Genomic DNA, 18,225 nt, shown 5'->3' on the forward strand with positions numbered 1-18,225 from the left:
TAAAGCCTCCGCATCGATATCGAAACCATAGAAGAAACACAGCTCATGGAAATTTGGCCAGCAATCGATCTACGTGGTGGGAAGTGCGTGCGACTCCAGCAGGGCGACTACGCGCGGGAGACTGTCTTTGGAGAGGATCCCGTTGCGATGGCTATGCAATGGAAGGCGGCAGGCACGAAGTACCTCCATCTCGTCGATCTCGATGGTGCCAAGGATGGTAGCCAGGTCAATGGTGAGGCGATCAGAAGGATCGTGGCGGAAACGGGACTCATTTGCCAAGTTGGTGGAGGAGTGCGAAGTGAAGAGACCATTGCACGCCTGCTCGATCTTGGACTGCAGCGGGTTATCGTGGGGACCCGAGCCTTGCGGGATCCCGAATGGTTTGCCGCGATGGCCGAGAAATATCCTCGGCGATTGGTGTTGGGCATCGATGCTCGGGACGGAATGGTCGCGACCGACGGCTGGCTAGAAACCTCTTCGACCACAGCTACCTCGCTGGCTCAGAAAATTGCTGGAATGACCCAGCAAGTGGCAGCCATCGTGTATACCGATATTGCGCGCGATGGAATGCTGTCCGGTCCGAACTTTGAGCAGCTTGCGGAGATGCAACTTGCGACCGATATTCCGATCGTTGCTTCGGGAGGGGTTACCACGCTCGAGGACATCGCCAAATTGCAAGAGCAACGAACTCCTGCAGCCATCGTGGGCCGCGCGATCTACGAGGGGCAACTCGACCTGGCCGAAGTGCTTGCGCGGTGTCCTCAGGTCTAATCGGCGACCGCCTGTTTTTGCTCTGGATTTTTCTGCAAGCGGCGCAGAGTCGCTGGCTCGCCTATCTTGGCTGGGCCCTCCGCTTGTATGCAGTTGGAAAAAACTCCCCGTTGCACGCTTGCTCGCCGTTCTGCCAACCTCTCGCCGCTCTGCCAACCTACTGAGCGGCTTTAAAAAGATTAGCAACTCGCCGCATGGACGTCGCACGCTGATTACCGCTGCAGTTCGATTCCCAGTTCGATTCTTGGGCAAGTCGGTAAGCCCAGTTAGAGCGACGTTGGGCTGAGGCTTTTCAGAATTCTTGTCGTGCGCGCTTGGGACGCTCACTGCCATGCGATTCCGCGAGGCTCCAATTCTCGCTAGCACTCTGTCCAGGCTCTCCTTAGGTAGCCAGGGAAGCGGTCGCTGCTTGGGTTCTAAGCCCACTGATCGAACATCTCACGCTCTAGCATCCGCGAGTCTGACCAAGCTATGCCTGCCGCTTCCGTTCGCCACGACTATTTAGCGCGGAGCCTGTGGCTTTGGTGCGAAAAGTTGCGTAAAATTCAAGATTGTGGCGTTAAAACTCTCTTTCCGCCGGAGATCTATAGTTGGGGCGAATTTGCATTGGCTCACAAGTGAAGACTTCAAACGATTTTTGATAGCGAAAAGGGAGCGATCATGGGCGTGCGAAAACGTGGATTCACCTTGGTGGAGTTATTGGTTGTCATTGCCATTATTGGCATCTTGGTTGGCTTGTTGTTGCCAGCGGTGCAGGCGGCTCGCGAAGCGGCCCGGCGTCTGCAATGTACCAACCACCTTAAGCAGTTTGGGTTAGCGTTGCACAACTACGCAGATACCTACAAGAAGTTCCCGCATGGCTCCGGAGGGCCGGGGCACGCAACCAATCGTCTGAATGCAATGGTGGGGCTATTGCCGTTTGTAGAGGAGAGCAACCTCTTCAATCTGATCAACTCACCGCAAACATTTGGGGCGACCGAGTTTCCCGCCGGTGGTACGAGTCCATGGAATCAGAACTACGATCTCTGGGGATCCCAGTTTCAGGTGAAGGGGATGAATTGCCCGTCAGATGCTCCGGTGGGGGATCCACGTGGTGGTAGATGGGGAGGTGGGGCGGCAGCCACTACTAGCTATTCGTTTTGTCATGGCGACCACGTCACTGGGGTTCAGAATCAAGGCAGCTACAAGGGGCGGGGGATGTTTGGAACGCGGAGCTATGCCTCGTTTGGGCAGCTCAGCGATGGTACCAGCAACACCATGGCCATTTCGGAGCGTTGTTTTCCTAAGGGAGACCGCAGTGTGTTTGGGCATACCGTAGAGGGGTTGGTTGGCTTGGAGGATAATCCCGCGCTGTGCCTAGCGCAGATCAACCGAGCGACTCGAGAGTACCTGCCTTCGGCAAACGTTTCGGGGTATCGCACGGGTGGGACTCGCGCCTACGACGGGATGCCCATCTATACTGGGTTCAATGCGATTCTTCCACCCAATAGCCCATCCTGCTTGGTCGGCAATATCAATACGAGGGGGGTTATGACGGCCCAGAGTTGGCATACAGGTGGAGTGAATTGTGTATTCGGTGATGGCTCGGTGCGTTTCATCAGCGAAACTATCGATGCGGGAAATGCGGGAGCTCCAGAGCAGTTGTCGGGGCCAAGTCCCTATGGCGTTTGGGGGGCTCTAGGAACGATCAACGGTGGCGAGGTGGCGAACGAGTTTTAGAGCTTCCCTTGGCATCTTCGAGCTTCTTTAGGAAACAATGTTAGGGCGAATGGTCCGAATGAGTGCGTGGCACGCATTCCGGCTTGCCGCTTGCAACTCACACTGAAAGTGACAAAGCCGATGCTCCAACAGAACTGGGTGACTGTCTGCTGTTTGTTTGTACTTATGGGGTTCGTCGGGTGCTCTGGTGGGAGAAGTGAGAATCCCGATTGGCCCGAGCGAATTCCGGTCTCGGGAGTCGTTACCTATCAAGGAGATCCTGTCGAAGGTGCGGAGGTAACGTTCACCAATACTGCCGCGAGTTCCACCGGTGCTGGCAAGACAGACAGTGGTGGGCGGTTCTATCTGACGACCTACGTGGAACGCGATGGTGTCGTGCCCGGACAACAGGCGGTTGCCATTCGATGTGTCGAAGTCATCGACAACACGCCGGAAGGGACGGATCTCTCGGCCGGGGGCGTTGCGGCCACGCCAGAGGTCAAGTGGCTCGTCCCCAAAATCTATTCCAACTCCTCTAAATCGGGTTTGTCGGCGGATGTTTCCGAGGCTGGGACCAACGAATTTACCTTTGATTTGAAGTGAGATGGGCATGTCAGGAACAGGTTTCTCAGAGGTACCGTTCGTAGAGACGAGTCAACTGTATGGTGTGCATGCCACTCAGGGCCCGCACCTCACAGATGTTCGAGATCACGCAAGATTTCTGAGGCTGTACACAACGCATGAAGCAGTCGTGCGTGCTTATGTGCGTCGCCTTGTGCCCGGCCGCGTCGACGCTGACGACGTGATGCAGGAGGTGGCGCTAGTCCTCTGGGCAAAGTTTGGCATCTTCCGAGAGAATGGTGATTTCCGCAATTGGGCGTTTGGCATCGCTCGCTTCGAGGTGCTGGCCTGGCTCCGAGATCGAAGTCGAGATCGCCTCGTTCTTGACGGAGACGTTGCCGAGCTCATTGCGGAGGAGGCACTGGAAGACCTTACCAGCCTTGACCAGCGGCGGACAGCGCTGGCCGATTGCTTGGAGAAAATGCCGCTTCCCCAAAGAAGATTGTTGCTGGAGAGTTACCAAGCGGATTGCAAGATTCAAGAAGTTGCGGTTTCCAGCGGACGATCGGTGGCAGGTTTCTATCAGTGGTTGCACCGCATGCGTCGCACCTTACTCAATTGTGTTCAACAGCAGGTTGCGCATTTCTCATGTCATTGACACCTCCCAGCAACGTTGGATATTTAATCGATCGATATCTCGATGGTCAGATTACTGCGCAAGAGATGGACCGGCTGAACAACGTCTTGCGGAGCAATGCGTCTGCGCGGCGAGAATTTGCCAAGCACTTGGATCTGGATTCCTCGTTGGCCGAATTTGCAGCCAGTCAGTCAGGCGAGGAGGCAGCGGTTAGAGACATTGTTGAACTCAACGCAATGGCGTTCAAGAGAACCACGATTGGCCGCATCCTGCTGTCCGCTGCTGCGGTGCTTGCACTACTGGTAGGAAGTTGGTGGTGGTACGTCAAGTTGACCCCTTTTGCCACGGTCGCCCGCTCCGTGGCGACTCCAGGTTTGGCCGATGGGGTACAGGTTCGCCATGAGCCGCATCAGATTAAAACAGGCATGGTTGAACTTATCACCGTCCGTGGCGCACGGTTGGTGATCGAAGCACCAGCGGAGTTCTTTTTTGAATCTTCTCAGAGACTGAATATGCGGTCGGGACGTTTGACTGCAGACGTTCCCCCGCAAGCAAAAGGCTTTACGGTGATAACACCGGCCGGAAAAGCAATCGATCTGGGGACTCGATTTGCAATCGATATTTCTAGTGAGACTCAATCCGAAGTGCATGTGTTTGAAGGGGAGGTCGTTGCGCAGTCCACGGGCAGCTCACGCAAGCAACTCTTGACGGCCTTCACCGCAGTGCGTTTGGGAGGCGAATTAAAGTCGACAGCCTGCGATGTGCGCTACGGAGCTTTTGTAGGTGATCGGGAAATCTCCGCCATGGCCGAGGCATTCCGCTTGGGGCAGCGCGAGCGGGCGCAAGTGGCTAAGACTCTGCTACAGCAAGATCCAGCAATGCTGGCCTGGCTCGATTTTGGAGTCGGGGAAGAGGCGAGTCCTCTGCAAGTCGGCTCGCAGGTAATTGGGGCGCGGCGGGTCCAAGGAAGATTTCCTGGAACGAGTGCCATCGATTTTGTGAACTCCGAAGACTGCGTCAAGCTCGATTTGGATTCCCGCATCCCCGCTTTTACACTGATGGCTTGGGTGCGTCTCAATCAGCTCGAAGGTCGGCAGAATTCACTGTACTCGACCGATGAGTGGGGCGAGCTTGGACAGGTTCATTGGATGATCGGTGATGTTGGAAGACTGCGTTTCGCCATCAAAGGCAGCGAGCCGAATGCCAATGGAGATAGCAATGTTTGGCTAGAGTCCCAGCCTCGCATGGACTCTGAGCTTCAGCGTTGGGTGCATCTGGCGATTGCCTACGACTCGAATGCCGGCAAAGCCGTTCAGTATCTTAACGGCCAGGCTATTGTGGTAGCACCGATGCCTAAAAAACTCCTTGCTGCTCTGGGACCTGCTCAAGTTGGCAATTGGAAGCCCAAGGAGGGATTTAGGCATTTGCCCAGAAGGCGTCTAAGTGGTCGCTTGGATGAGTTCGCTGCCTTTGCTCGAGCGCTGAGTGCCACCGAGATTGCCGACTACTTCGAAGCCAGCACTCCCTACAAGTGACCAGCACTCCCTGCAAGTGCTAGCTGAGACGCATCAAGCATCCCTATGTGCCAAGCTCTCGGTGCCTTGCGCATTGCGTTCCAGGTATCTAAATTCCGTAGATTTCGCGCAACTCTCCGAGCGTTGGAAGAAGCACCAACGATTGACACTCACTTTTTTGATACACAGCATGAATCTCCTTAGAGCCACACTATTTCTGTGCCTACTCGTGCCTCACGTCCTGTTGGCAGCGCCGAGTTTTGAAGATGATGTTCTTCCCTATCTAGCCGAGCATTGCCTACGTTGCCACGGGGCCGAAAAGCAGGAGTCTGAGTTCCGCATTGACACTCTTTCACGCGAGGTGGGGCTGGAGAATTCTCCTCAGTGGGCTGAGATTATCGGCCGCATTAGTTCGGGCGAAATGCCTCCACAAGAGCTGGATGAATTGCCTACCGCCGCGGAGAGCTTGGCGATTGTGGAATGGATAGCTGCCAGGATTGAAGAGGGGGAGGCGGTGCGCATGTCGCGGCGTGGAAATGTCTCCTACAACCGCCTGACTCGCGAAGAGTACGTCAACACGGTTCGCGATCTGATCGGGGTGCATTTCGACGCAACGGATCCTGGCGGGTTTCTTGAGGACCCGGAGTGGCGTGGTTTTCAGCGGCTTGGTTCCGTGCTGACACTGTCGGCTTCCAATATTGAGAAATATCTGGCAGCAGCGGAAGTGGTTCTCGCTGAAGCATACCCTGAGAAGATTCCCGAGTTTCTTGAAGTGTCGAAACGGCCTCTGGTAGAGAGTCAGATCCCCGAGACGCACCGAGAACGACTCCGAGAGCTCCATTTGCTCGACAAAGTCCGATTTGAGATGTGGCCGGGGGATATTTTTAGGTACTCGGTGGAAGTGCCGCTGCCGGAAGCGGGGATCTACGAAATTTGTTACACGCTAAGCGGGCTCAAACCCAAGAACGGGCCTGCCCCAAGATTATTTGTGTACGAAAAATCCTTGGACCGAGTCTTGTTTGAACAGGACATCATTGCGCCCGAAGAAGCTCCCATCGAAGTCACTTTTCGCGCTCACCTGCCCAAGGGTAGACCGAGTATCGATGTGATCAATGAAGTGCCAGGACCGTCCAACAATCCTCGATCGGGACGCCACGGAAATCGGCCGTTTATCAGTACGCAAGATGGTCGCATGCCGTGGCAAATGAAATTGACGGACGAGCAAGGTCAACCACGCTATCCCTTTCTGATCATTGATACCATCTCGATTCGTGGGCCGATGATAACGGAAGAGGAGCAGCGGCGGCGTGACGAGTACATGCCAGGCCAACCGACTGGGCAGGCAGGCGAGAGCATGGACGAGGTGCGCGAGTCTCTAAGCCGGATGGCCCAACGCGCATTCCGACGTCCAGTAACGGAGCCCGAGCTGAACCGTTTTGCCGGCCTAGTTGAGGCCGAACTCATGGCCGGCGAGAAGTTCCAGGAAGCAGTCAAAGCGGGCATGATTGCGATTCTGTGTTCGAAAAGTTTTCTGTTCATTACCGAAGGGGATCAAGGGGCGTATCGGGAAAACTTGAATGACTGGGAGTTGGCCTCCCGACTGTCGTATTTACTCTGGAGCACGATGCCTGACGACGAGCTATTCACGCTCGCAGAGGAGGGCAAGTTGCGAAACAAAGCAGAGTTGCAGCGTCAGTTTCAACGCTTGCTCGCCGATCCCAAGGCTCAACGTTTTTGCGAATCTTTTCCTACGCAATGGCTTAGGCTTGGAGACGTTGGCAAGTTTTCTCCCGACAAGGAGCTGTACCCCGTCTATGACTTGTCGCTAGAGGCGAGCATGGTCGGTGAGACCATGGCCTTTTTTACCGAAGTCCTGGAGAGTGGTCTTACGCTCCGAGAGTTCCTACATTCCGACTGGTCAATGATCAATTCACGCCTAGCGCAGTTCTACGATCTGCCCGACGTCGGTAGTAGTAATTTTCAACGAGTTGCACTAGATCCTGAAAGTCGACGTGGTGGGATCTTGACACATGCATCCATTTTATCGCTCACCTCCGATGGTACGCGTCATCGTCCAGTGCATCGAGGGAAATGGGTCTCAGAAGCCATTTTCGGTAAAACCCCGCCCCCTCCGCCTGCCAATGTGGAGCCGATTGCGCCGACTCCTGTGGATTCGCCCAAAGCGACGCTGCGAATGAAGCTGGAGGCGCATGCGAGTGCCCCGCAGTGTGCGTCCTGTCATGCCAAGATTGATCCTCTCGGACTGGCTTTCGAAAATTATGATGCCATTGGACGTTGGCGCACTGAAGAGGTCGTCACGGGCACAGGGGAGAATCCCCTGGTGGATGCGAGTGGTCGACTGGCGGATGGTCGAAGCTACCAAACCCCCGAACAGTTCAAGCAACTATTGCTGGCTGATATCGATGCGTTCAACCTCGCATTTATTGAGAAGCTTGCAACCTTTGGATTACGTCGTAGCGTGTCGTTTGAGGATCGAGAGGATCTCGAAGCCATTGCGAAGGAGAGTCGTGAGCAGGACTACCGGTTGCGCGACCTCCTCGAAGCCTTCGTGTTGTCCGATTTATTTCAGAAGCGATAGATTCCTAGACCTTTCAGCGAAAGACATTATTGATGGCCTATTTTAACTCTGGCCGCTGGTGTATCGACCGCCGCCAAATGTTACGTGGTGTGGGCGCCTCCCTGGCGCTGCCCTGGTTGAATTGCATGACGCGCCCCGGTCTTGCCTTGGCTGGCCAGCCTGCCGCTACGAAGCCAAGGCGAAGTGTGTTCTTATATATTCCTAATGGTGTTAATACGCTGACTTGGCAGATTGCTAAATCAGGCAAGGACTATGAATTTACGAGTCCCCTCAAGTCGCTAGAGCGGCATCGCGATGTCGTAACGCCTATTAGCGGCTTGCATCACCCGATGGTGTTGGGGAAACACCACAATTGCGACAAAGTATGGCTGACCGGAGCGGACGTTCCAGGCGATGGCGGGGCGTTTCGCAACTCGGTATCTGCCGATCAGTTGATGGCAGAGCTGCAGGGACCCTTCACCCGTTTTCCCTCTTTGGAATTGGCCATTGAGGGGCATTCTCTAGCGTGGTCACGTGACGGTATACAGATTCCTGCAGAGCGGAATACTCGCAACATCTTCAACATGTTATGCGGTGTGGAGAAGGAAAGCCCTCAGGCGATTCGCCGTCGACTCAGTCGTCGAGGCAGTATCCTCGATGTGGTCGCTGACGACGCCCAACGCGTGAACCAGAGGCTGGGGAGGGAAGATCGTAGTAAGCTCGACGAATACCTGACGGCGGTAAGGCAGGTGGAACTTCGGACCGATCGCGCTGAATCTTGGCTCACGATCCCTAAGCCGAAAGTGAGTCCTACCGATGAACAACGCTTGACTCGTAAGCTCGACATGAGTCAGGTGCAGGAGTACTACCGCCTATTCTATGATCTGATGGTCTTGGCATTGAAGACTGATTCGACGCGAGTCATTACCTGCATGATTTGTAGCGAATCGAGCGGGGGGGCAATCCCGGATATTGGAATTTCTCAAACGCGGCATGGCTTGTCGCATCACAATGGAGATCCGGAGCAATTGCGGCGACTGACTCAGACGGATACCTTCCTGGTCGAGCAATTCAGCTATTTCCTCGACCAACTCAAGGGGCATCAAGAGGAGGGGGATTCTTTATTGGATACGACGCAGGTACTCTGGGGCAGCGGGATGGCCTACGGGCATAGCCACGGTAATGCCAATCTACCGACGCTGCTTGCTGGTGGTCGCGCTCTGGGGTTGAAGCATGGGCAACATGTTGATTTCAATCTTCCCAAAATCGGACAGTACAATGTCGGCGATGCGAACGCGCACTATCGCATCTGCTCCCGACCGGTCGACGAGAACGCTCGGCTAAGCAATCTTCTGCTCACGATGTTGCACCGGATGGACGTCGAGACGGAACGCTTTCAAGATAGCCTGGGCACCGTTTCCGAAGTTCTTACGTGATAGCCGCTGCTTAGTGCAGTTGAGTTTGGCCTGTTGCAGCAGGAGAGTGAACGGATGACGTCTCCAGCCCGCGAGGCATTCAGTTCTCTTCCCGTCTGCGACTCTCTGTCGCGTTTACAGTCATCTCATTTTCACAACGAAAAAACATGCACCGTCGAATGTATTTTGCACTCACATGTTTTCTTATCTGCTGCATTTCGGCTACCAATGGTGACGAGATCGCCAGCCAAACCTTTCGTACGGACGACAACGTCGACAAGACATTGGCCTGGTATCAACTGAAACAAGGAGAGTTTCCACCACAGGGGGCTGCACATGCGATCTCAGGTGAACTCATTCGTGTGGACCACCTGGAACGTCAATTCTACTTGCGTGTGGATCGCGATGATAGCCAACAGCGTGGTATCTGGGATTTGCCCATCGACGCGACCATGTTGCCCTATGGCGCGATCTACTATCATGGTGCACCCGCCGCTCTGCAGGACATTCCACTGGGGACACATTTGCATGGACTGTTTTATCGAAAGGCTGCAGACGACAAATCGCCCCCGCCCCCCGGCCCCTATGGACGCGCTACTCCCGACGTCGATTTTAATCGTTGTTTTGAGTTGGAAGATGACTTTAGCCACAATGCTCGGCAGCAACGCTTGTGGAGGATTGACGCTGTCGATCTGGACGAAATGAGTTTAACCGCCACCTTGCACAAGCAGGGACAGGATATCGGTCTGCCTCTGCGATTTGATTTGCTCTCCCACACCCGCGTCTTCCTAGGAAATCGTATGGAAGATCTAAATGCAATGGAACCGGGAACTCTGGTCCAGCTCAATATTACGTGGGCAACTCTTTACGGCCCTGGGCGAGTCAGCGACGTCTGGCTCGATGAATCGAGTCGCCAGTTGGCTTCCCATCAACAACTTATGCGACACCACAATCACATTCGAGAACGCGGTTTGCCGGGGTGGGTAGATGCCGTTGATGATGAATCGCAAGTTGTCACGATCACCTTCTTCGGTGGTGTTGACCCCAAGCTATTTGACGAACTGACTGGCATCAACGAGGAGCCGCAGGGCTGGCCGTTCTCCGCAGGCGAGGACGACCCGAAAGCGCCGAAGGGTGGTATTGCGGTGGCCCTCGAAAGCCTAATGACGTACGACCCCGTCAATGACCGCAAAGGAGGAAATATCCTGAGTATCACCCAGGGGTGCGCCGAACCCGGTAGCAGTGGAATTCAGATCAAAGTCAAATGCGGCATGCTGCTGGAGGGGTTTCGGCCACGTAGAATCGTTCGCTTCTATCCCGCAACCTGGAAGGTCCAAGCCTTACCGCGAGAAGAGCAGTTTTTCGGACGTGAGTAGTGGGACGAGCGTCTTGTACGAGGGGGACGTGGCGTTGTCAGAGTTACCCATCGCACCCTGCCCGCTCATTCTAAGTGGTGACAATGCACTCGCTGGGGAAGTCACTTTTTCGATTTCGCTTGTGGTCTGGAAATGAGCAATTTGAGCTTGGACTTGGGGCTTACCAACTTCTTGGCCAAGATGTCTTGTTCCGTAAACCGAGCGAGCAGGATTTCTCCGTCGGTAGCGCGATTGCGATCGTAGGAGATGTACAGGTAGCCGTCCGGCGCCTGACAGCCGTCTGGGTAGGAGATCCCTTTCCGTTCGTCGAGCACGAGACCTCCGTTCCACGTTCGCCCGTCATCGGAAGATAGCCACGCGCTGAGTTGTACTCGTCCGGCATGGCTGCCGATAGAATCGCCATGCTTGATCAGCAAGAGTCGTCCGGAGGCGATTCGCCTCAGGTGGAAACGAGCGACGGGGTGTTTGATTGCCGATTCCGTAGGTGTCGACCACGTGCGTCCCATGTCGGTTGAGGTGGATTCCATAATCCCTTTGGTGGTGCGGGCTAGCATCCACAGCGAACCATCCTGACGCTCGACGATCATGTGTTCGTGCCAGTCCGGCTTGGGGAAATTGGCCATGCCACGTCGGGTCCAAGTTTGGCCTTGATCCTGCGAGACAAAAACATTGGCGCCACGGAGCGTGTCGAGCTCTTGGAAACAGCCCGAAAATTCATGGAGTCCGCCCCGCTCATCGAGCGAAATGGGCAACATCCACTCTCCATTGGACAACACCGTCGGCTTGTTGAGCGTGACACCATGCCAAATGCGCAGTGGCTCTGACCAATGGGGAGCATCGGCATCGGGATTGTCGCACACCGTCGCCCAAACGCCTCCCCGTCCATCAAACATTTGCATCGATTGGTCGAAGAATAACCATAGACGCCCCAACGGGTCGGTCCATAAGTTGCCCACTAAAATACTGCGATCCATGGGGAGTTCAGGCGAATGAGAATCCACAACTAAGCGTGGTTTGGACCACGATTCCCCGTCATCATCGCTGGTGGCTAGCACAAAGAAGGCTTTGGGACTGTCGCCGCCTGCTACCCAGCAAGCCCATAGACGCCCGTTGGGAGTACGATCGATCCCAATAGTCATGCCGTAATCGAGTTGGTCGTAGTCGTAATCTGGCAGCGGGGAAGTGTTAAGTGTGGGAGGGACCAGTGCGTGATCCGCGATTTTCTCCAATTGCGAGATGCGTTCGGATTCATCTGCTTGTGCAGCGACCGGAAGTATTGCCAGTAGGCAGGCAGCGAGTAGGTATTTCATGGTGGATGGTTTGATTCCAGGTGGGGGGCAAGTCGCTTGGGGATTACTCTTGAATTTCAAGCGAAGCAATGGGAATGATGGCCATCTCAGCGCTATTGAGATTGGCCCGTCTTCCGCCGTTGTTGGAGTATCCGACGAACAGTTGCCCGTCGTGCTCTATCGCGCAGGGGTAAGCTAGACTGAGTTGGTCGGCCGATTCGCCGGGTTGGCCCGGGAGTTGGGAGTTGCGAATGGTGTAGACTTGGCAGAACCGATTCTCACCGGGTCGAGAGACCGCAATCGTCAGAGGTGCGCGCTTGCCACCGTTGTTCTTGGCCGTGGTACAGATCAAGTATCGCTGCCCGGTGCTCAGCACACCTGCCGCAGGCTTGGAGGTCGCCATTGGAAGGTTGCTGATTTGGGAGGGAGTCCAGGTGCGGCCAAAATCCTGACTGGTTGCTAAGAGCGCTGTGGCGGCGTCGCCATAGCGAGCAATGTTGTAGACGTGTGGGCCGTCAACCCAAATTGCACTCTCGCCCCACATGCTACTAAACTCTTTTGCGGGAGGGATCGCTACGTAGTCCCAGGCTGTGAAATCATTTCCATGGCTGATCGCTATCGCCGCATTGAATACGTGGTTGCTGGAATAGGGGCCTGCCGAAATGCCTGGCATGATCCAGTTGCCATCATCCATTCTTATCGGTTGGTTCATCGGCCAGAATCCATGTTCAATGACGATGCCATGTTGGTTCCACTCCCCCGTTTCTTCGTCGAGGGTATAGGCGCGCGTGTGGATGTCTTCCATCATGTTGTAATACGAACCGTGAAAGGCCCACAGCGTACCGTCGTGAGAATGGAAAACTCCATGGCTGACAGCTAAGTTTGGTTCGAGGCCAGCATCGATGGTGCGTAGCTCACCCCATGACCGTCCCTGGTCAGCGCTGACACGATATTGAGCTTCCTCACCGACGGTGTTCTCCGCTCCTTGGTTGTGTCCAAACGACGCATAGAGTTGCCCGTGGTGCCAACCCAGGCCGACGCCGTGCAAGAAAGTATAGCCGTCAGCGGGTTGGTCCCATTTCTTGATGACGTGGAAATGGACGTCCTTCAACGCTGGGATCTCGGCAGCTTGCGGGAGTTGTCTCGTGTTATCCCACAGCAATACCGGCTGTGGGGCACTTGGAAGGGGGCGAGTTTCGCTCACAAGTGTGAGGTGCGGCTGAAGTTCCCCTTGCGTGGATGGAAGCATGGCTGGCTGCATTTCTTCAGCCACCCCCCGGAACGTTGCCAAGATCTGTCTGCTGCCGATAACAACAAGAATTGCCAGGAAAATCCAGCGTGCAGAGGGAGTCAAGCGATTGGCCTTGATAACTAAGGGGGCGGGAGTGGGGGCAGTGTTCGGGGGGAACTGATTCTACAAACTTCTGAGAGCGGCTGTTTGCACCAACGAACCTTGTGAATTGTTATCATGGTAGTTCCATGAACTGAGAACATGGAATCTAGTCTGCGAGTTAAAATCTGTTCACCGAAGGCGTCGTCGATGCGTATTGTAATTCTTTTAGCTGCCAGCTTGTTGGCAAGCAGGTTGCTCTGTTGGCAGGAGGCATGTTGGGCAGAGTCGCCGAATGTCATTTTGGTGATGTGCGACGATTTGGGGTATGGTGATCTCACGAGTTTTCGAGCTGCTTGCCCGATCCATACGCCTCATCTCGATGCGTTGGCCGAGGACGGTATGCGATTCACTCGCTTCTACTCCGCCGCCCCCGTTTGCAGTCCTACGCGTGGAAGTTGCCTTACCGGACGCCATCCCTTTCGCTATGGGATCTATCACGCAAACACCGGGCATCTTAAGCCTCAGGAGATCACGTTGCCTGAGTTGCTCAAAACCCACGGATACACTACTGGGCACTTCGGTAAATGGCATCTGGGGACTTTGACCACCGATATTCAGGATGCCAATCGCGGTGGCCCAAGGGGAGCAGTACACTTTTCACCGCCTTCGCAACACGGCTACGACGAGAGTTTTGTTACCGAGTCGAAGGTTCCGACCTACGATCCGATGATCAAGCCTGCCAAGGCTGGTAATAGCTGGGATGCGATGGAGCGGGGCAGCAAAGGAGGCAAGTATGGGACGCGCTATTGGGATCACGCAGGCAACGTGGTTACTGAGAATTTGCAGGGAGATGACTCTCGTGTCGTGATGGATCGGGCCATTCCGTTTATTGAGCAGGCGGTTGCATCGGAAACGCCTTTCTTTTCTGCTATTTGGTTTCATGCACCCCACTTGCCAGTGGTGGCGAGCGAGACGCACCGTGCTCCCTACGCAGAGCATGATGTACTGACACGCAACTACTACGGTTGCATTTCAGCTCTCGATGAACAAGTGGGGCGTTTGCGTGCTAAGCTCCAGCAGTTAGGAGTGGCGGATAACACACTCATCTGTTTTTGCAGCGACAATGGGCCTGAAGGGCAAGCGAGCAACTCGCCCGGCTCGGCGGGTGAGTTTCGAGGACGAAAACGCTCCCTGTATGAAGGCGGGGTGCGAGTGCCTGGAATCATCGTCTGGCCAGGACATGTACCTGCGGGTACTGCCACGGACTTCCCAGCCGTTACCAGCGACTATCTACCAACCGTTCTCGATATCCTAGGCATTGAGTACCCCGCTCAGCGTCCGCTTGACGGCGAGTCGTTGGCGAGTGTGTTCAACAATCCGCAGGCCGAGCGATCGACGGGAATCGGATTCCAATCTAGCAAGCAAATTGCTTGGCACCGTAGCGCGATGAAGTTGCTCAGCAACGATCAAGGCAGCACGTGGGAGTTGTATGATTTGACCAGCGATCCCGGTGAAACCACCGACTTGGCTCCTATGCAGCCGCAGATTGTGGCCGCACTACAGACCGAAGTGACTGCCTGGCTCGCCTCGTGCAAGGCCAGCGACTCTGAGCAGGACTATGCAGTAATTCCCAAGGTCGCTGCGCAGCAGGCCGAGTGGTACGAGAAATACAAGGGGCAAGCCAATATCCCTCAGCCCGAGGCAATGCTCCTGAACACCGAAGTGGAACCGGAGCTTCAAGAGGGGTTTACCAGCCTGCTCAAAGTACACGATCTTACCGGTTGGACCCCCAGAGGCGGAACTTGCAAGTTCGCAGTGCATGAGGGGATCATTACAGGGACGGTGGTCCCTGGCTCCAACAGTACGTATCTGTCGACCGATCGTTCCGACTACACCGATTTCATCTTCACCTGTGACATGCGTTGGGAAGTCAGTGGCAATTCAGGTGTCATGTTTCGCGCGCAGACCAAGACGTCCAAGGGAGCTGAAGTCGTCTTCGGCCCGCAGGCCGAGATGGAGGGTACGACCGGCGATCGTGGCTGGTCAGGTGGCATCTATGGGCAAAGTTGCGGTGGGTATTTCTATCCACTTTGGCTCGAGCAACATCAGGCGGTCCGTGAGGCGTTGAACAAGGAAGGTTGGAATCGATTGACCATCAAAGCGGTCGGAAACGACGTCAAAACTTGGTTGAATGGTGTTCCTGCAGCCCATTGGGTGGACGACGGGACCTACCCCTCCGGTTTCTTTGGATTGCAAGTTCACAAGGGAGAAGCGGGAGAGATCCAGTGGAAGAATCTGCGCGTGAAGGAACTTCGCTAAACCCTTTCGCACTTCTGCCAGTTGGGAGCCGGCAGCTCTTCGAACGTTGGGTTCGGCGTGGCTCGCCGGCAGCGCTTGCGTCCTTCGCGTAGCATAGACCCCCGGTCCGTGTTTTCACGCTGTCCATGCTTTCACGATTCCTGTTTTAGCAAACCGTGTTTTCGAGATTGGGGCGAGGGGCGAAGGGATTTTACGTTTCACGGACCGAGGGCCATGCTACGCTTCACGGACCGGGGGGCCATGCTACCTTTCACGGACCGGGGCTTCATGCTACTTAATGGTGGTTAGGGTTTGGATTCCTCGGCTACGCGCTCGCGGTCTCGAACTCCCAGCAGGTACAGAACTGCATCGAGCCCGAGGTTGGAGACGGCGTGGCCTGCTTCTTGACGGACAATGGGCTTGGCGTGGAATGCGATGCCGAGCCCAGCGCGATTAAGCATTGGCAAATCGTTGGCACCATCCCCAATCGCGATAATCTGTCGACGGTTGATTCCTTCAGATGTTGCGATTTGTTCGAGCAAATCGGCTTTGCGCTGCCCGTTGACGATAGGTGCAAGCACCTGTCCGGTTAGCTTGCCGTCGACAATCTCCAATTCGTTGGCGTGCACATAGTTGAAACCCAATCGATCGCGGAGCATATTTCCAAAGTAGCTGAAACCGCCTGACAAGATGGCTGTGCGGTAGCCTAGTTCGCGGAGATTCAATAGCAGAGTCTCGGCGCCTTCGGTCAACTGTAGACGTTGGGCCACTCGCTGCATGGCCGACTCCGGCAGACCTTTGAGAGTCGCCACGCGTCGCCGTAGAGAGGTGTCGAAATCGAGTTCGCCGCGCATCGCCATCTCGGTAATCGCGGCAACTTCCTCGCCGCACCCAGCCTCTTTGGCCAATTCGTCAATGACTTCGGCTTGGATGAGAGTGGAGTCCATGTCGAAGGCAACGAGTCGTCGAGAGCGACGATAGGCATCGTCTTTTTGCCAGGCAATGTCGATGGCCAATTCTCTGCTCAATTCCATGTACCGCGCTTGCATTCGCGGTTTGTCATAGGGTTCGCCTCGTAACCAAAATTCGACGCACGCCCGGCGGGGCGTCTCGGGGGCTTCGATGCGCTGCGGACGTCCCGATAAACGGTGAATGACATCGATGTTGAGCCCCTCCTCAGTAATTACGCGAGTGACTGCGGCCAAGTGGGCCGCTTCGATCGAACGCGCAAGGAGCGTGAGGATGTAGCGTGGTTTGCCCTGTCGGCCAACCCATTGGTCGTAATCCGTGTCATTGATGGATTGAATTTTGACTCGCAAATCGAGCCGATTGGCGACATCTTGGATCGGTTCAGGGAGCAAGGTCCCCTTGGAGACGCGAACCATCATCCCCAGCAAGAGGGACTGGTGGATCACCGCTTGGTTAATATCCAACACCTCGGTTCCGAGTTCGGCGAGCGTCGCTGTCAGTTCGCTGGTGAGTCCAACGCGGTCCTCACCCGTGAAACGCAGTAGAAAAATATTGCCCATGGATTCGGCACTCCGGTCGGCCAACGTTGATGTGAGTGGTTGCCTGGGGCAGATCCCGCAGCGGTTAGGAAGGCTGCAAGCATAGATGGTCCAGCCAATTCGATGAAGACTGTGTAACCGGTTCGCCTGTCGTTTCAGTCTATTTTAACGAAAGCATCTTGGTGAAAGAGGGGCACGAGGTTGGCCAGAGGCGAGTAAAACGTTGCGGCACGCGAAGTTACGCTTCCCTCCAGCCGTGGCAGTATCCGTTTGGGGGTAGAATGCAATTCTACTGGCTGCGGCGTTGAGGCCTGGCCGCCAAGCTATGTCCAGGATAGGCCATCATCGCGCAGGGGAACATGATGTCAGAGCTAAGCGTGCGACCGTTGAGTGCTGCTGAGGTGCGGGGGATAGACCGGACGGCAATTGAGGAATATGGCATGACCGGCCTAGTGCTGATGGAAAACGCTGGGCGTGGTGCAGCGGAACGTATTCATCGGCGGTTGGCTGAGGCGACTCTCCCCGAGGAAGCGAACTCCCCCGCAGCTCTCAAATCCGCGGACTCGCCGATTCTAATTCTGTGTGGCAAAGGCAACAATGCGGGGGATGGGTATGTGCTGGCGCGGCATTTGCAACTGCTGGGGCACTCCGTTGAGATCTTGCAGTTTGCCGATCCACGTCAGTTGAGCGGCGATGCTGCCGCGAATTGGTCCATCGCGACCCACGCCGAGATCCCCGCTCGCATCGTTGGTCCCGATTCTTGGGACAGGCTGCGCCACGATCTAGCGACGGCCGCCTGTGTGGTCGATGCCTTACTGGGCACCGGTGGGAGTGGACCGCTCCGTGAACCCTACGCCACAATTGTCGGCATGGTCAATCAACTATCTGTGCTGAAAATCGCGATCGATATTCCGAGTGGGCTCGATTGTGACACCGGCGTGGCTCTCGGGAATTGCTTTGCTGCGGATCTGACTCTAACCTTCGTCGCGGAGAAGATTGGATTTCAACTCCCGAGCTCGAAGCCATGGATTGGAGAGGTTGTGGTGGTGCCGATTGGTGTTCCCGCCAAACTCTTAGCTGGGGTGATTGCCGCGTAGGCATCTCGCCGTCAAACCCGGCGAGTGAACCGAGCGAGCACGTCACCACCAGGGTTGGCTGTCACGTAGCGTGGCGTTCCCTATAATTTCAATTTCAGCCGTCCCCGTTCATTTCTCGCATGTATCCACTTTCGCATGTGACAACGCGCC

13 protein-coding genes are annotated in these 18,225 nt (G+C 55.4%); 10 read left to right on the plus strand and 3 right to left on the minus strand.

What is annotated here, in order from left to right:
* Positions 1–45 precede the first annotated feature (45 nt).
* The 8 genes from hisA to Q31a_RS04680 all read left to right on the plus strand — a co-directional run bounded on the left by hisA (position 46) and on the right by Q31a_RS04680 (position 10,550).
* Entirely contained in the window at positions 46–771 is a 726-nt protein-coding gene (hisA, locus tag Q31a_RS04645) for a 1-(5-phosphoribosyl)-5-[(5-phosphoribosylamino)methylideneamino]imidazole-4-carboxamide isomerase (RefSeq protein WP_145074712.1), read from the plus strand.
* Positions 772–1,431: 660 nt separating this feature from the next.
* On the plus strand, positions 1,432–2,490 hold the full coding sequence (locus tag Q31a_RS04650) for a DUF1559 domain-containing protein (protein WP_231691066.1): 1,059 nt from the start codon (positions 1,432–1,434) through the stop codon (positions 2,488–2,490).
* A gap of 120 nt (positions 2,491–2,610) precedes the next feature.
* Positions 2,611–3,072 carry a carboxypeptidase-like regulatory domain-containing protein gene (locus tag Q31a_RS04655; protein ID WP_145074715.1) on the plus strand — a complete coding sequence of 154 codons (462 nt, stop codon included), beginning with the start codon at positions 2,611–2,613 and terminating at the stop codon, positions 3,070–3,072.
* A 7-nt stretch (positions 3,073–3,079) separates the two neighbouring features.
* Positions 3,080–3,688: a sigma-70 family RNA polymerase sigma factor gene (locus tag Q31a_RS04660; protein WP_145074718.1), complete on the plus strand. Its 609-nt coding sequence runs from the start codon at positions 3,080–3,082 to the stop codon at positions 3,686–3,688.
* The gene (locus tag Q31a_RS04665) at positions 3,679–5,202 is read left to right on the plus strand and encodes a LamG-like jellyroll fold domain-containing protein (RefSeq protein ID WP_145074722.1); all 1,524 of its coding nucleotides are present in this window, start codon (positions 3,679–3,681) and stop codon (positions 5,200–5,202) included. Before Q31a_RS04660 ends, Q31a_RS04665 begins: the two co-directional genes overlap by 10 nt.
* 169 nt (positions 5,203–5,371) lie before the next feature.
* Positions 5,372–7,780: a DUF1592 domain-containing protein gene (locus Q31a_RS04670; protein WP_145074725.1), complete on the plus strand. Its 2,409-nt coding sequence runs from the start codon at positions 5,372–5,374 to the stop codon at positions 7,778–7,780.
* 32 nt (positions 7,781–7,812) lie between these two features.
* Positions 7,813–9,195: a DUF1552 domain-containing protein gene (locus tag Q31a_RS04675; RefSeq protein WP_145074728.1), complete on the plus strand. Its 1,383-nt coding sequence runs from the start codon at positions 7,813–7,815 to the stop codon at positions 9,193–9,195.
* 146 nt (positions 9,196–9,341) lie between these two features.
* Positions 9,342–10,550 (plus strand): hypothetical protein, encoded by a 1,209-nt coding sequence (locus Q31a_RS04680; protein ID WP_145074731.1) that lies wholly within the window; start codon positions 9,342–9,344, stop codon positions 10,548–10,550.
* A 101-nt stretch (positions 10,551–10,651) separates the two neighbouring features.
* On the opposite strand, the gene Q31a_RS04685 is transcribed toward Q31a_RS04680, so the two are convergent.
* Both Q31a_RS04685 and Q31a_RS04690 read right to left on the minus strand, forming a co-directional pair.
* The gene (locus tag Q31a_RS04685) at positions 10,652–11,860 is read right to left on the minus strand and encodes a sialidase family protein (protein ID WP_145074734.1); all 1,209 of its coding nucleotides are present in this window, start codon (positions 11,858–11,860) and stop codon (positions 10,652–10,654) included.
* Between the two features lie 43 nt (positions 11,861–11,903).
* Positions 11,904–13,193 (minus strand): exo-alpha-sialidase, encoded by a 1,290-nt coding sequence (locus Q31a_RS04690; RefSeq protein ID WP_231691067.1) that lies wholly within the window; start codon positions 13,191–13,193, stop codon positions 11,904–11,906.
* Between the two features lie 186 nt (positions 13,194–13,379).
* Between Q31a_RS04690 and Q31a_RS04695 the strand changes: the two genes are divergently transcribed.
* The gene (locus tag Q31a_RS04695) at positions 13,380–15,491 is read left to right on the plus strand and encodes a sulfatase-like hydrolase/transferase (protein ID WP_145074742.1); all 2,112 of its coding nucleotides are present in this window, start codon (positions 13,380–13,382) and stop codon (positions 15,489–15,491) included.
* 284 nt (positions 15,492–15,775) lie between these two features.
* Here the strand turns inward: Q31a_RS04695 and serB are convergent, their stop codons facing one another.
* Complete coding sequence (gene serB / locus Q31a_RS04700; protein WP_145074745.1) at positions 15,776–16,999, minus strand: phosphoserine phosphatase SerB; 1,224 nt, start codon at positions 16,997–16,999, stop codon at positions 15,776–15,778.
* 338 nt (positions 17,000–17,337) lie between these two features.
* On the opposite strand from serB, the gene Q31a_RS04705 reads away from it, so the two are divergent.
* Positions 17,338–18,075: an NAD(P)H-hydrate epimerase gene (locus Q31a_RS04705; protein WP_145074748.1), complete on the plus strand. Its 738-nt coding sequence runs from the start codon at positions 17,338–17,340 to the stop codon at positions 18,073–18,075.
* Positions 18,076–18,225 lie beyond the last annotated feature (150 nt).

The organism is Aureliella helgolandensis, from assembly GCF_007752135.1.
GTDB classification, from domain to species: Bacteria; Planctomycetota; Planctomycetia; order Pirellulales; family Pirellulaceae; genus Aureliella; species Aureliella helgolandensis.

What these genes read in the sequence shown, in the direction of transcription:
- Q31a_RS04665 (WP_145074722.1), top strand. Translation starts at nt 3,679, where the DNA reads ATGTCATTGACACCTCCCAGCAACGTTGGATATTTAATCGATCGATAT.
- Q31a_RS04695 (WP_145074742.1), top strand. Translation starts at nt 13,380, where the DNA reads ATGCGTATTGTAATTCTTTTAGCTGCCAGCTTGTTGGCAAGCAGGTTG.
- hisA (WP_145074712.1), top strand. Translation starts at nt 46, where the DNA reads ATGGAAATTTGGCCAGCAATCGATCTACGTGGTGGGAAGTGCGTGCGA.
- Q31a_RS04685 (WP_145074734.1), bottom strand. Translation starts at nt 11,860, where the DNA reads ATGAAATACCTACTCGCTGCCTGCCTACTGGCAATACTTCCGGTCGCT.
- serB (WP_145074745.1), bottom strand. Translation starts at nt 16,999, where the DNA reads ATGGGCAATATTTTTCTACTGCGTTTCACGGGTGAGGACCGCGTTGGA.
- Q31a_RS04705 (WP_145074748.1), top strand. Translation starts at nt 17,338, where the DNA reads ATGATGTCAGAGCTAAGCGTGCGACCGTTGAGTGCTGCTGAGGTGCGG.
- Q31a_RS04660 (WP_145074718.1), top strand. Translation starts at nt 3,080, where the DNA reads ATGTCAGGAACAGGTTTCTCAGAGGTACCGTTCGTAGAGACGAGTCAA.
- Q31a_RS04650 (WP_231691066.1), top strand. Translation starts at nt 1,432, where the DNA reads ATGGGCGTGCGAAAACGTGGATTCACCTTGGTGGAGTTATTGGTTGTC.
- Q31a_RS04655 (WP_145074715.1), top strand. Translation starts at nt 2,611, where the DNA reads ATGCTCCAACAGAACTGGGTGACTGTCTGCTGTTTGTTTGTACTTATG.
- Q31a_RS04680 (WP_145074731.1), top strand. Translation starts at nt 9,342, where the DNA reads ATGCACCGTCGAATGTATTTTGCACTCACATGTTTTCTTATCTGCTGC.
- Q31a_RS04670 (WP_145074725.1), top strand. Translation starts at nt 5,372, where the DNA reads ATGAATCTCCTTAGAGCCACACTATTTCTGTGCCTACTCGTGCCTCAC.
- Q31a_RS04675 (WP_145074728.1), top strand. Translation starts at nt 7,813, where the DNA reads ATGGCCTATTTTAACTCTGGCCGCTGGTGTATCGACCGCCGCCAAATG.